11 protein-coding genes and 1 pseudogene are annotated in these 13,496 nt (G+C 67.7%); all 12 read right to left on the reverse strand.

Annotation, left to right across the window (positions count from 1 at the left end; translation table 11 throughout):
• A pseudogene (locus tag VGP60_RS14330) lies at positions 1-273 on the reverse strand (M23 family peptidase); the annotation flags it as partial.
• Positions 274-419: 146 nt separating this feature from the next.
• Entirely contained in the window at positions 420-1,898 is a 1,479-nt protein-coding gene (locus tag VGP60_RS14335) for a potassium/proton antiporter (protein ID WP_327548478.1), read from the reverse strand.
• A gap of 70 nt (positions 1,899-1,968) precedes the next feature.
• Complete coding sequence (locus tag VGP60_RS14340; protein ID WP_327548479.1) at positions 1,969-2,649, reverse strand: helix-turn-helix domain-containing protein; 681 nt, start codon at positions 2,647-2,649, stop codon at positions 1,969-1,971.
• 80 nt (positions 2,650-2,729) lie between these two features.
• The gene (locus VGP60_RS14345; RefSeq protein WP_327548480.1) at positions 2,730-4,358 is read right to left on the reverse strand and encodes a penicillin-binding transpeptidase domain-containing protein; all 1,629 of its coding nucleotides are present in this window, start codon (positions 4,356-4,358) and stop codon (positions 2,730-2,732) included.
• Positions 4,359-4,571: 213 nt separating this feature from the next.
• Positions 4,572-7,736 (reverse strand): isoleucine--tRNA ligase, encoded by a 3,165-nt coding sequence (gene ileS, locus VGP60_RS14350; RefSeq protein WP_327548481.1) that lies wholly within the window; start codon positions 7,734-7,736, stop codon positions 4,572-4,574.
• A gap of 400 nt (positions 7,737-8,136) precedes the next feature.
• Positions 8,137-8,790: a hypothetical protein gene (locus VGP60_RS14355; protein WP_327548482.1), complete on the reverse strand. Its 654-nt coding sequence runs from the start codon at positions 8,788-8,790 to the stop codon at positions 8,137-8,139.
• A 103-nt stretch (positions 8,791-8,893) separates the two neighbouring features.
• Positions 8,894-9,781, reverse strand: a complete 888-nt coding sequence (locus VGP60_RS14360; RefSeq protein WP_327548483.1) for a DivIVA domain-containing protein — start codon at positions 9,779-9,781, stop codon at positions 8,894-8,896.
• A gap of 54 nt (positions 9,782-9,835) precedes the next feature.
• Positions 9,836-10,120: a YggT family protein gene (locus VGP60_RS14365; protein WP_327548484.1), complete on the reverse strand. Its 285-nt coding sequence runs from the start codon at positions 10,118-10,120 to the stop codon at positions 9,836-9,838.
• Positions 10,121-10,217: 97 nt separating this feature from the next.
• Complete coding sequence (locus VGP60_RS14370; protein WP_327548485.1) at positions 10,218-10,814, reverse strand: cell division protein SepF; 597 nt, start codon at positions 10,812-10,814, stop codon at positions 10,218-10,220.
• 97 nt (positions 10,815-10,911) lie between these two features.
• Positions 10,912-11,643, reverse strand: a complete 732-nt coding sequence (locus tag VGP60_RS14375; RefSeq protein WP_327548486.1) for a YggS family pyridoxal phosphate-dependent enzyme — start codon at positions 11,641-11,643, stop codon at positions 10,912-10,914.
• Positions 11,640-12,338, reverse strand: a complete 699-nt coding sequence (pgeF, locus tag VGP60_RS14380) for a peptidoglycan editing factor PgeF (protein WP_327548487.1) — start codon at positions 12,336-12,338, stop codon at positions 11,640-11,642. Before pgeF ends, VGP60_RS14375 begins: the two co-directional genes overlap by 4 nt.
• 258 nt (positions 12,339-12,596) lie before the next feature.
• Positions 12,597-13,496: cell division protein FtsZ (locus VGP60_RS14385; protein ID WP_327548488.1), on the reverse strand; the 900-nt coding region annotated here is incomplete at its 5' end.

Raw genomic sequence — 13,496 nt, forward strand, 5'->3', positions numbered from 1 at the left:
GTCGCCGCCGGCGCAGCGCTGAAGGTGCGCGACGCCGGCGAGAGGTGCCCGCACGGTCTGGTCGGTGGGCGTGAAGTCGATCGCGTTCTTCACCCCGCTGTCGCCGTTGTCGGCGTGGATCCCGGCGGAGTAGACCTGCTGACCGGCCGCGAAGGGCAGGCCGATCGCCGGGAAGGGCGCCGCCTCGGCGGCGGCGGGCAGTCCCAGCATCACTCCGGCGAGGAGGGCCGCCACGGAACCGGCGGCGCCGAAGCGCGCCTGAATCTTCGTCACTCTGAGCTCTCCCTACCATGCAGGGTTCACCCATTTGGAGGTAACCCGATTGAGCGCACAGTAAGCCATATGGAGCACACGCAGAACACACAAAGATTTATTACCAGTTACCAGATAGCTGTCAGCCACCAAGCGGGTACGGCGAGCTAATTGCCCGACTCGCCGCGCCAGCGCGCGAGACGACCCGCGCGGTCGACGGCCCGTAGCCGCAGTTCAGCGGTGTTGCGGGAAGATTCGGTGGTGACGACCAGCAGCTGGTCGAGCTCTTGCAGCCGCGTGGTCTTGAGCGGGGTGAACCCGGCGCCGGCCCGGACGATGAGGCTCACCGTCGCGCCTTCGGGCAGCCGGAGCTCGGACAGGTAGACACCGTGCATCTTCGACCCCTGCTGGATCCGCACCTGGAGCAGTTCGGCTCCCAGCTCGTCCAAGGGCGCGGCGTCGACCTCGATCTCCTTGGGACCGCCGTCACCGGAGAGCTTGAGCCACTTCGCCAGCGGCCCCAGCGTCGCTCCCTGCAGCAGCGTCAACACGATGACCAGCACGAACACCGCGTCGACCAGCCGCTCGGCACCGGGCAGCTGCTGGCCGAGCGGGATCATCGCGAGCACGATCGGCACCGCCCCGCGCAACCCCGCCCAGGACAGGAACACCTGTTCTCGCCACGGCATCTTGAACGGCGCCATCGAGATCAGCACCGAAACCGGCCTGGCGAGCAGCAGCACCACCGCCCCGGCGACCAGCCCCGGCACGATCGATTCCAGCAGCCGCTGCGGCGACGCGAACAGCCCGAGCAGCACGAACAGCCCGATCTGGGCCAGCCAGCCGAGGCCTTCCGCGAACGACAGCGTGTCCGAGCGGTGCGGAAGCTTCGAGTTTCCGAGCACCAGCGCGGCGACGTAGGTGGCGAGCAACCCGGACGCGTGCGCGAACTGACCGCTCGAGTATGCGAGCACGCACACCGCCACGGTAGCCACCGGGTACAGGCCGGTGGCCGGGAGCGCGGCCCGGCGCAGCGCGGCGGCCCCCACCCAGCCGAAGAACAGCCCGATCGCCAGCCCGATCCCGAGTTCGTAGACGATCAGCAGCGGCAACGTCCAGTCCACTGTGGTCCCACCGGCCAGCACGACGACGGCGATGTACGCGGGCGCGTCGTTGATCCCGGATTCGAGTTCCAGCGCGCCGACGATCTTCTTCCCGACGCCGAGCGTGCGCAGCACGGAGAACACCGCGGCGGCATCGGTGGACGCGAGCACCGCCCCCCACAGCAGCGCCATCCGCCAATCGAGGCCCAGCAGGTAGTGCAACGCGGTGCCGGTGATCGCGATACTGACCCCGACGGCCACTGTGGACAGTGCGATTCCCACGCCCAGTGAGGGTTTGACCGCCTGCCACCGGGTGGTCAGGCCACCTTCGGTCAGGATCATGACCAGTGCGGCCAAACCGAGAGACTCGGTCAGTGTGGGATTTTCGAACTGGACGCCGAATCCGGCCTCACCTATCAGGACACCGATCGCCAGGTACAGCAACAGTGACGGCAGGCCGAGGCGGGTGGAGATCCGGACGGCCAGTACGGCGACGAGCAGAACCGCACCACCCGTACCCAAAACGAGCGGAAGCTGATCCATTTCGCCTCCAGTCCCGATCGCCCTGTGAGGACTCAGGATAGTGACGAGACGCCGGTCACCCGTTAGTGCACTAGGAAAACTCGGACAACTCGACACCGAGGCGACCGAAAGGCTCCCGCGCGGCGGGCAGGATCCGTACCGCCCGGTGCTCGTCACGGCTCACCCAGCCCGCCGCGACAGCACGCGAAAGTACTGACGCGGGAACGGCTCCGGCGAGATGCTCGCGTCGCTCTGTCCAATCGAGACAGTCACGCAGCAGCGGCCGCCGGGTACCCGCGGGGACTTCGACGCCGAGCTCCCCCAACACGTCCCGGCCGTGTCCGGTCAACGCGAGACCGTCGCCCGAGTCGACCATGCCGGTGCGCAGCATCCCGTCTCGCAACGCGACTCCGACCGTCCCGGCCAGGTGGTCGTAACAGGTCCGCGCGTACTCGAGTTTCCTGACCCGCAACGACGAACGCAGCCCGCTGACCGGACGGTGTCCGGCGTGCTGGGCCAAATGCTCGATCAGTTCGGCCACCCGGGGGTCGGCGATCCGCACGTAGTTGTGCCGTCCCTGCTTGACACTCGCGACGAAACCCGCGTCCCGCAACCGCGAAACATGCTCACTGGCCGTCGACGCCGCGACGCCCGCCGCGCGGGCGAGCTCGCCCACGGTCCACGCGCGGCCGTCCAGCAGGGCCAGGCACATCGCCGCCCGGCTGGGATCGGCCAGCACGGCGGCGACCTCGGCCAGTGCGATCGTCTCCATCAGTCCAAACTAGAGGACCGACGCGTCGGCGCACGCCGAACTGTGTCATACAAGAGAAGAACCGTGTCATACAAGAACTGTCACAGCCCGGCGAGGAACTTCGCGGTCACCGGCAGCGCTGGCGTCGACGAGTTCGAGCCCTCCAGCAGCACCGCGAACGCCACATCGCCCTTGTAGCCGACGAACCAGCCGTTGGCCTTGCTCAGGTCGGAGTCGCTGAACTGGGCCGTCCCGGTCTTCCCGGCGACGTTCCCGCTGCCGCGCAACGCCGTCGCCGTACCGCCGGAAACGACCTCGGCCATCATCTTCCGCAGCGCGCTGGTGACCCCGCCCGGCGGCGCGCTGTATTTCGTCGTCACCGTGGTGTCGATGCCGTGCCACAGCTTCGGCGTGATCGTCTTGCCGGAAGCGGCGGTGGCGGCCATCAGGGCCGCGCCGAACGGGCTGACCTGCACGGTCCCCTGGCCGATGCCGTCCTCGACCTGCTCGGTCTTGCTCCCTTCGGCCTCCACCTTGCCGGTCTCGGTGGGGATGCCCGGGATGTCGAAGTCCGCGTTCAGCCCGAACTGGTCCGCCGCCTGCTTCAAGCCGGTCGGCGAGAGATCCGACGCCAGCTTCGCGAACGTCGTGTTGCAGGAAACGGCGAACGCGCCGTGCAGCGGCAACGGCTGCTTCTCGAAACCGGCGTTCTTGATCGTGCGGGCGCCGATCTGCGCCGAACCCGGGCATTCCAGCACGGTGTCCGCGGTGACGCCGCTCTGCTGCATCGCGGCGGCCGCGGTGACGATCTTGAACGTCGAGCCGGGGGCGTACAGTCCGCTGAGTGCCTTCGGGGTGTCACCGGCCGCCGCGTTCTGCGCCACGGCGAGGATATCACCGGTCGAGACCGAGATCGCGACGATCATCGCGGAGCCCTGGGCGCCGTTCACCGCGGCCTGCGCCGCCGCCTGCGTCTTGACGCTCAGCGAAGACGTCAGCGGCTTGGCCTCGGTGCCTTGCTTGCCGAACAGGACGTCGATCGGCTTGCCCGACGCGTCGACCCGGGTGATCGAGAAGGACGAACCCGAAGCCGTCCCCTGCTCCTGCGCGACCTTGCGCAACCCCGCCTGGAGCAGCGGTGCGGGGTTTCCCTCGGCGGCCTGGAACGCCCCGGTGACCAGGGGCTTGCCGTCACGGTCGACCACGGCGGGCTGCTCGGACACCGTGCCGATGGCCAGTTTCTGCCCGGCTTCGAGCTTCGGGTTCACCAGCGCGGGCGTCCAGTGCACCTGCCAGTTCTGGCCGTTGCGGACCAGGTCCATGGTGTTGTCGTAGGTCCACGCCTCGGACGCGCTGAACGTCCAGGTCATCTTGAACGTGCCGGTCGTCTTCGTCGACTCGGCCGCCGCCGGGGCGACCTGGGCCAGGGTGGCCACGAGCTTGCCCGGCTTGAGCGCCGCGTTGGCCTCGGTCAACGCCGCCTGCGCGGCCACCACATCGTCGGTCACCGCCGCGGCACCGGCCAGGTAGTTGTCCGAGAACGACTTCAGGAAGGTCGTGGCGATTTCGGTGGGCCCGGGCGCGGGCTTCGCGCCGGCCGCCGGCGCGCCCTCTTGGGATACCGCCTCCGGCGTCGAACCCGTGTTGAGCACCAGGATCGCGGCCACCAGAACGGCGACAAGCGCGAACGCGCTTCCACCGAGGACCCACTTCTTCCGGGCAGGATTCACTTTTTCGTACTCCCCCAAGCTCAGACGCGTAGATCGCGCACCCGGCCAAGCTTGCCGATTCCCCAGCCCGCGAGACCTCCCCTGGCGAGAGAGTAACAAACCCGAAGCACTTTCGTGATCCGTTTCCGGCGGCTCATTCCGGTGGCATGAACGGACCTTTCATCTCGGCTTTTGAGATGAAAGGTCCGTTCATGCCAGTTTTTCCGGGACGAACTATGCCTTGGCGACCAGCACGGTAACCTTGACGCCTTCGCCGACGGTCCCCGCGGACCCGCCTTCGACCTCGCCGTAGGACACCGAGACGGCCAGCGTCTCCGCGGCGATGAACTTCTCGTGTGCCTGCGCCGCCTCGACGACCTCGACCGGGGCGTCGACGGTCAGGTCGATCCGGTCCGCGACGTCCAGACCGGCGTCACGCCGGGCCTGCTGCACGACCCGCACGAGGTCGCGAGCGAGCCCTTCGGCCGCCAGTTCCGCGCTGACGTCGGTGTCCAGCAGCACCAGGCCGGACCCGCCGGGCAGTTCCACCGCCGCGCCCGAGTCCTTCGCGACCAGCTTCCGCTCGTACTCGCCGTCGACCAGCTCGATCCCGGCCGCCACCACGCCGCTTTCCGACGTCGTCCAGTTGCCGGACTTGACCGCCTTGATCACGTGCTGCACGTCCTTGCCGAGCCGCGGCCCGGCGGCCCGCGCGTTCACCACGACCTCGAATCCGCCGTGCGCGGCGACGTCGGTGGTCAGCTCGACCTCCTTGACGTTCACCTCGTCCCGGATGATGTCGCTGAACGGCAGCAGCGTCTCCGCGTCGGGCGCGGCCACCAGCAGCCGTGCCAGCGGAAGCCGCACGCGCAGCTTGTTCGCCTTGCGCAGGGACAGCGCCGACGACGCGACCTGGCGCACCCTGTCCATCGCCGTGACCAGCGCGGCGTCGGCGGGCAGCTCGTTGGCGTTCGGCCAGTCGGTGAGGTGCACCGAACGGCCACCGGTGAGCCCACGCCACACGACCTCGGTGGTCAGCGGCAGCAGCGGCGCCGCGACCCGCGAAGTCACTTCGAGCACGGTGTGCAGCGTGTCGATCGCGTCCTGGTCACCCGCCCAGAACCGGTCGCGCGAGCGGCGCACGTACCAGTTCGTGAGCACCTCGAGGAACTCGCGGACGATGCCCGCGGCACCCGCGATGTCGTAGGTGTCCATCGCGAACTGGACGTCTGTCACCAGTTCGTGCGTCTTCGCGAGGACGTACCTGTCGAGGACGTTCTGCGAATCCGTCCGGTAGTTGCCCTCCTTGCCGTCCGCGTTCGTGTACAGCGCGAGGAAGTAGTACGAGTTCCACAGCGGCAGCACGGCTTGGCGCACCGAGTCGCGGATGCCCTTGTCGGTGACGACGAGGTTCCCGCCGCGCAGGATCGGGCTCGCCATCAGGTACCAGCGCATCGCGTCGGAGCCGTCGCGGTCGAAGACCTCGTTGACGTCCGGGTAGTTGCGCAGGGACTTGGACATCTTCTGCCCGTCCGAGCCCAGCACGATGCCGTGCGAGATACAGGCCCGGAACGCCGGGCGGTCGAACAACGCCGTCGCCAGCACGTGCAGCAGGTAGAACCAGCCGCGGGTCTGGCCGATGTACTCGACGATGAAATCGCTCGGGTAGTGGTGCTCGAACCATTCGGCGTTCTCGAACGGGTAGTGCACCTGCGCGTACGGCATCGAGCCGGAGTCGAACCAGACGTCGAGCACCTCGGGCACGCGCCGCATGGTCGCGTTGCCGCTCGGGTCGTCCGGGTTCGGCCGGGTCAGGTCGTCGATGAACGGCCGGTGCAGGTTGTCCAGCCGCACACCGAAATCGCGCTCCAGCTCGTCGAGCGAGCCGTAGACGTCGGTACGCGGGAAGTTCGGGTCGTCCGACATCCACACCGGGATCGGCGTGCCCCAGTAGCGGTTGCGGGAGATCGACCAGTCACGGGCGTTCTCCAGCCACTTGCCGAACTGGCCTTCCTTCACGTGCTCCGGGTACCAGGTGATCTGCTGGTTGAGCTCGACCATCCGGTCCTTGAACTGCGTGACCGCGACGAACCACGACGAAACGGCGCGGTAGATCAGCGGGTTGCGGCAGCGCCAGCAGTGCGGGTACGGGTGCTCGTAGGTCTCGTGGCGCAGCAGCACCGCGCCCTGGCTCGCCGCGGAACCGGTGCCGTTCTTGAGATCCTTGATGATGTTCGGGTTCGCGTCGAACACCTGCTGGCCTTGGTAATCCGGCACGGACGCGTCGAACTTGCCCTGCGAGTCGACGGGCGTGACCGGGACGATGCCGGCCGCGTCGGTGACGACCTTGTCCTCTTCACCGTAGGCGGGCGCGATGTGGACGGCGCCCGTGCCGTCTTCGGTGGTGACGTAGTCCGCGGACAGCACGCGGTGCGCGCCTTCCTGCCCGACGAAGTACGGGAACGGTGGGACGTAACGGGTTCCGAGCAGCTCGGCGCCGACGTAGCGCGCGACGACAGGTGGCTCCTCGCCGAGTTCCTTGCTGTAGGCGCCAACGCGGGCCTCGGCGAGCAGGAACCGCTTGCCGTCGTGCTCGACGACGACGTACTGGACCTCGGGATGCACGGCCGTGGCGAGGTTGGACGGCAGCGTCCACGGCGTCGTCGTCCAGATGAGGAGGTACGTGCCGTCGAGGTCGTTTCCGTTGCCCTCCAAGCGGAATCCGACCGTGACGGCCGGGTCCTGGCGGCTGCGGTAGACGTCGTCGTCCATCCGGAGTTCGTGGTTGGACAGCGGGGTCTCGTCACGCCAGCAGTAGGGCAGGACGCGGTAGCCCTCGTAGACGAGTCCCTTGTCCCACAACTGCTTGAACGCCCACAGCACCGACTCCATGTAGGTCACGTCGAGCGTTTTGTAGTCGTTGTCGAAGTCGACCCAGCGCGCCTGGCGGGTGACGTACTCCTCCCACTCGCCGGTGTAGCGCAGCACGGACTCGCGGCAGGCGTCGTTGAACCTGTCGATGCCCATCTCGTCGATCTCGGCCTTCTCGGTGATCCCGAGCTGCCGCATGGCTTCCAGCTCCGCGGGCAGGCCGTGGGTGTCCCAGCCGAAGCGGCGCTCAACCCGCTTGCCACGCATGGTTTCGTAGCGCGGCACCAGGTCCTTCACGTACCCGGTGAGCAGGTGGCCGTAGTGCGGCAGGCCGTTGGCGAACGGCGGGCCGTCGTAGAAGACGAACTCGTTGCTGCCGCTGGGCCCGGCTTCGCGGGCTTCGACGCTGGCCTGGAAGGTGCGATCCGACTCCCAATACGCCAGCACGGCCTCTTCCAGCTTCGGAAACGACGGCTGCGACGGGACCTGTCCGGTCGCTTCGTCGCCGAACTGAGCCTTGGGGTACATCGGTGCGCTCCTCGCGGTTCGTCGCTCTCGTATGAGACCACCGGCGAAGGGCCGGCGATCCACACGGGGACGAGACGCCGCCGTCACCGGCCACGTTCCGCGGTACCACCCCGCTTGCCCGCGATGTCGCTGCGGGCCACTCGTTCAACGGCTGTCACGGGCCGTACCCGTCCGGTTCTACTGGGGGCTCACGCCCGGTTCTTCCGGAGGCTCCCCGGTGATGGCCGGATCAGCGCCTGTCTGTCTCCAGGTTAACGCGCCGCGTCAAAGCCATTTGCAACGACCTGCCGCCCGATCGCGTGACCCCGCTTTTGTATCCAGTCCCGGCCGGTCGCCATCTGTCGACAGATGGCGATCTCTCAGTTCCTAAGAGATCACGAGATGTCGACATCTCGCGGGGTTACTTGGTCTTGGCTCGGTGTTTCGCGGAGAGCTTCGCGTCGGGGCCACAGCGGACGCACGGGGTGAAGCCGAGCTGGCGGGCTTCGGCGATCTCGATGGGGATCGTGTCGCGGTCGGCCAGCCAGACGCACTCGACGAGGTGGTAGCGCGGGTACTCGTCGACGACGACCACCTGGTCCTCGAGTTCCGAGACGATCAGCAGATCGGCCGCGGCCGTCTCCTCTTCACCGGGATCCCCGGCGTCATCCTTCGCGCGGACAGGCGCGGCTTCGGCGGGCTCATCGTCCTTGGTGTCCTCTTCCGGGACCGGCACGATGATCGCCGTCGCCGACGAGTCGAGGTCACCGGCGGAAGGCATCAGCTCGGTCTGCTCGGCGACAGGCGGCTTCTCCGCCTCCGGCAGTTCACCGGCGACCGTCTCCTCGTCGACAGCTTCGTCCTTGTCGGCGGAATCGTCGGAATCGGCCGTTTCCGGCTCGGCTTCCGCGGCGGGCTTTTTGCGGCGCCGCCGCAGCCAGTCGATCAGCAGGATCAATCCGGCCAAAACCGACAGGACCACGGAAACCCAAGCCCAGACAGTGTTGGCCGTCAGCAGTGCGGTGACCAGCAGTCCGAGCGCGGCCAGCACGAGTACGAGGACGATGTAGAGCACGGTGAATTACAGCACGGACGGCAAACAAAAACGGTTCCGACCCTCCCACTGGGAGTGTCGGAACCGTCTCAGTCCGTATTGATCACCTACCGAGGAACCGGTACTAGCCGGCTTCGGCCCGCGGGCCGAACGAGTAGCCCTGACCACTGCTGCCGGCATTGCCACTTCCGGTGCCGGTCGTCGACGAGTTCGACGAAGCGGCTGCCGAGGCCGGGGCCGCGGACCCCCTGTCGTCGAGCTCGCGGAGCTGGGACTCGAGGAAGCCACGCAGACGAGTGCGGTATTCCCGCTCTATCGTGCGCAACTCTTCGATCCGCTTGTTCAGCGTGCCCTTTTCCGCGTTCAGGCTGTTCATCGTCTCGGTGTACTTGCGCTGAGACTCGCGCTCCATCGTGGTCGCCTTGTCGCGCGCCTGGCGCTCCAAGGTTTCCGCCCTGGTCCTGGCGTCGTTCAACATGGTCTCCGCACGCGTACGCGCTTCGTTGACCATGGAGTCCGACTTCGATCGGGCATCGGAGAGCAACTGCTCGGACTTGGTCCGGGCCTCCGCGAGCATGCCGTCGGACTCGGTCTTGGCTTCCGCCGTGAGCCGGTCGGCCATTTCCTGGGCAAGTCCCAGCACCTTGGCGGCCTGAACATTCGGCTCGCCGTTGTCCGCACCCACCATCGGGTGCGACTGGGTCTGTTCGAGGGCCGACGCTGGAGGCGGCACCGGGGCCAACCTGCGGCTCGGCTCCTCTCGCATCGGAGGCGGCGGAGGAGCGTTGGAGACGCTCACCTTCGCCGACTCGAGCTCGCCACGGGTGGACTCGAGCTCGGCATCGAGCTGTTCCACCTGCTGACGCAGCTCGTTGTTGTCCTCGATCAGCCTGGCAAGTTCGGTCTCCACCAAGTCGAGGAACGCATCTACCTCGTCCTCGTTGTAGCCCCTTTTGCCAATAGGAGGCTTGCTGAACGCGACGTTATGCACGTCAGCGGGGGTCAACGACATCAGATCACCTCACGCACTCCATGGCCTGCAGGTCAACCCGGGTTCCCCGATCCATCACCCGGGCATGGCAAGTTGCATCGCTATGAACACAACCAACAGCAGAACCATAATCGATAAGTCCAGTCCGACGCCGCCAATCCGCACCATCGGGATGATCCGCCGGACCAATCGGACCGGCGGGTCCGTCACTGTGTAGATGGTCTCCAGCGTTACCGCAACCCCTCCGGCGGGGCGCCATTCACGCGCAAACGCGCGAACGAGCTCAATGACGACACGTGCTGTAAGCAAAAGCCAGAACGCAAACAGGACGTACCAGACGACAAGCCAGACCGCTTCCACACGTTCACTCTGCCATGGGTCGGCTGGAAACACGCAGCCGGATGGGCGTGTTCGCCTCCGGGAGTCGAATTTCTCACTCCCGGGAACCCGCTCCGGCTCAGTTACGGAGGAACAGACCGCCCTCGGCGATACGGCGTCGATCCTCGGCGGTCACGTCCACATCGGGTGGTGAGAGCAAGAACACCTTGTTGGTGACCTTGTCCATCGACCCGCGCAGCGCGAACGCGAGCCCGGCCGCGAAGTCCACGAGACGCTTGGCGTCCGCGTTGTCCATCTCGGTGAGATTCATGATCACCGGGATGCCTTCGCGGTAGTGCTCGCCGATCGCCCGTGCCTCTAAGTAGTTGGTCGGGTGCAGTGTGGTGATCCGGCTCAGCGGGTCTCGCACCGGCGGCCTCGCCTGCTCCGGAACAGTGCGCAACCGGGCCACGGGATCCGGTTGCCGATCCACGGCCAACGCGCCGTGTACGGCGGACTCAGGGGCCAGCGGGGCCCGGGTACGGGCGCGCACGGGAGGTTCGTCGTCGAACTGATCCGCCGCGCGATAACGTCCCCTCGTCCGCGCCGGCTGCTCTTCGTAGTCGTACTCGTCCTCGTCGGCATAGCCGCGCCGATAGTCGTCGTCGAGGTCGTACCCGTCCTCATCAGCGGGAACCATCCCGAAGTAGGCCTTCAGCTTCTGCAGCGCGCTCATGCCTTCTCCCTAGCCGTAGCCGCTCCCCGCACCGTGCTACCCGGCTCGGCGCGAAAGCAATCACAGTGCATACGAACAGCGCCGCCGGGCGAACTCCCTAAGGCGAGGCTAAACCGCGCCCGCCGAGCAGCGCGGTTCCGACACGCACACAGGTCGAGCCGTGCGTGATCGCCTGTTCAAGATCACGGCTCATCCCGGCGGAGAGTTCACCCGCGTCCGGAAAATCTTCGCGGAGTCCGGCACTCGCTTGGGCAAGTCGCCCGAACGCACTATCAAGGTCGGATCCGAGGGGCGCCACGGCCATCAGGCCCCGAATCCGTAGTTCACCCGATCGAGCGACATGATCAGCCAGGGAATTCACCTCGGCGAGGGCACAGCCGCCACGGGCGGGATCGCCGTCGAGGCTCACCTGAAGCAGGACGTCGAGCGGCCTCTCCCGATCCCCGTGGTCGCGCGCGGCGTGGACGCCTTTCGCGAGGGCGTCGATGAGCCGGGCGGAGTCGACGGATTGGATCTCATCCGCCCAGCGCGCGACCGAACGGGCCTTGTTGCGCTGGAGCCTGCCGACCATGTGCCAGCGGAGGGTGGCTTCGGGGCGGAGCTTGGCGACCTCGTCGACCTTCTCCGACGCTTCCTGGTCCTTGTTCTCGGCGAGGTCGTGCACACCGAGATCGGCCAGCAAAGCGGCGTCGAGCGCGGGGAACGTCTTCGTCACGGCGAGTAACCGGACGGTGTCGCGCGCGCGTCCCGCCGCGGCACAGGCGGCGGCGATCCTCGCTTCGACGGCCGCGAGCGCTTCGGCAAGCTCCGCGCGCCGGGCGTCGGTCACGGCTCGACCCAGGTGACGGCCGCGATGCGGCCGGTCTTCCCGTCGCGCCGGTAGCTGAAGAGTGTCTTGTCCTCGACCGTGCAGCGCGGGTCGACGCCGATCTTGCCGACGCCCAGATCCGCGAGCTGACGCCAGAGGCCGGCCTTGAGATCCAGCCCCGGTGTTCCCTTGCGCGTGCGGCAGGCGCTGCCGGGGAGGTGCTTTTCGACGTCGGCGGCCATCGCGGCGGGCACCTCGTAGCACTCACCGCAGATCGCGGGCCCGAGCAGCCCTTCGATCCGGTGCGTCTCGGCGCCCACGGACCGCATGGCCTCCAGCGTCGCCGGCACCACCCCGACCCGCGCGCCGACCCGGCCCGCGTGCACCGCGGCGACGACCCCCGCGACGGGGTCGGACAGCAGGATCGGGACGCAGTCGGCCACGAGCACCGCCACGGCGAGGCCGGGTTGAGCCGTCACCAACGCGTCGGTCATCTCGGCGGGACCCGGCTCGGAGCCGTCGACGACCGTGGCCGTGCGGCCGTGGACCTGTTCCATCCAGGCCACTTTGGACACCCCGAGCTCGGTGGTGAGGCGTTTGCGGTTGGCTTCGACGTCGGCGGGCTCGTCCCCGACGTGATCCCCCAGGTTGAACGTGTCGTACGGCGGCCGTGACGCGCCGCCTGCCCTGGTCGTGACCACCCGACGAACCCGCAAGATCCGGCCCTCCACTCACCCGTGTTGCTCCCCCCTCGGAGCCTATCCACCCGCTCGATGCCGCCGTCACCCCAGGCGCCCCACCAGCCCCACAACCGGAGGATCAAGGGAGCTTTACTACCGCAAAACGATAGTAAAGCTCCCACGCTCCCGCCTTTACGGCCGGAAGGTGAGAGGGGTTCGGGTTTCGCACGGGCGTGGAGCGCAGAAAAACGAAAGGGGCCGTTCCCGCGGGAACGGCCCCTTCGAAAGAGCGAACTACCGCCGCATGAACGGGGGAACGTCGACTTCGTCGTCGGACGGGTCGTCGTGGACCGGCAGGGCGCGCCCGGGCAGGCTGCCCTGCGGCGCGGGGGTGCCGCCGCGGTTCGGGTAGCCGCCACGACCGGCCGCGCTGCCCTGCGGCAGGCCGCCGGACATCGAGCCGTTGCCGCCCGTCGAGCCCACCGGGGTGTGGCGCGGCGGGGCGACGGGGTAGCCGTTGCGGGTGTGGTCGCCGGCGGTGCCGGTGTTCTGCTGGCTCTGGACCGGCGTGGCGCCGGTGCCGACGTGCCCGGAGCTCGCCGTCGCGGTGGAGCCGCGCGAGCCGGTGCCGAAGGTCGACGGGTCGATCTTCTTGTGCGTCGGCGCGCCGTCGTCGAACCCGGCGGCGATGACGGTCACGCGGACCTCGTCGCCGAGCGAGTCGTCGATGATCGTGCCGAAGATGATGTTGGCGTCCGGGTGGGCGGACTCCTGCACCAGCGACGCGGCTTCGTTGATTTCGAACAGGCCCAGATCCGAACCACCCGCGATCGAAAGCAGTGCGCCATGCGCACCATCCATGGAGGCTTCGAGGAGCGGCGAGTTGATCGCCTTCTCGGCGGCCTGGATGGCCCTGCCTTCACCGCGTGCGCTCCCTATACCCATCAACGCACTGCCCGCCCCCGACATCACACTCTTGACGTCGGCGAAGTCGAGGTTGATGAGCCCGGGAGTGGTGATGAGGTCGGTGATGCCCTGGACACCGGACAGCAGCACCTCGTCGGCGGAGCGGAAAGCGTCCATCAAGGACACTCCGATGTCGCCGAGCTGCAGCAGCCGGTCGTTGGGGATGACGATCAGCGTGTCGCACTCGTTGCGCAGCTGCTGGATACCGTCTTCGGCCTGCTTGCCGCG

The sequence above is a fragment of the Amycolatopsis sp. genome, assembly GCF_036008905.1.
Lineage (GTDB): Bacteria > Actinomycetota > Actinomycetes > Mycobacteriales > Pseudonocardiaceae > Amycolatopsis.

What these genes read in the sequence shown, in the direction of transcription:
- VGP60_RS14335 (WP_327548478.1), bottom strand. Translation starts at nt 1,898, where the DNA reads ATGGATCAGCTTCCGCTCGTTTTGGGTACGGGTGGTGCGGTTCTGCTC.
- VGP60_RS14340 (WP_327548479.1), bottom strand. Translation starts at nt 2,649, where the DNA reads ATGGAGACGATCGCACTGGCCGAGGTCGCCGCCGTGCTGGCCGATCCC.
- ileS (WP_327548481.1), bottom strand. Translation starts at nt 7,736, where the DNA reads ATGTACCCCAAGGCTCAGTTCGGCGACGAAGCGACCGGACAGGTCCCG.
- VGP60_RS14360 (WP_327548483.1), bottom strand. Translation starts at nt 9,781, where the DNA reads ATGTCGTTGACCCCCGCTGACGTGCATAACGTCGCGTTCAGCAAGCCT.
- VGP60_RS14370 (WP_327548485.1), bottom strand. Translation starts at nt 10,814, where the DNA reads ATGAGCGCGCTGCAGAAGCTGAAGGCCTACTTCGGGATGGTTCCCGCT.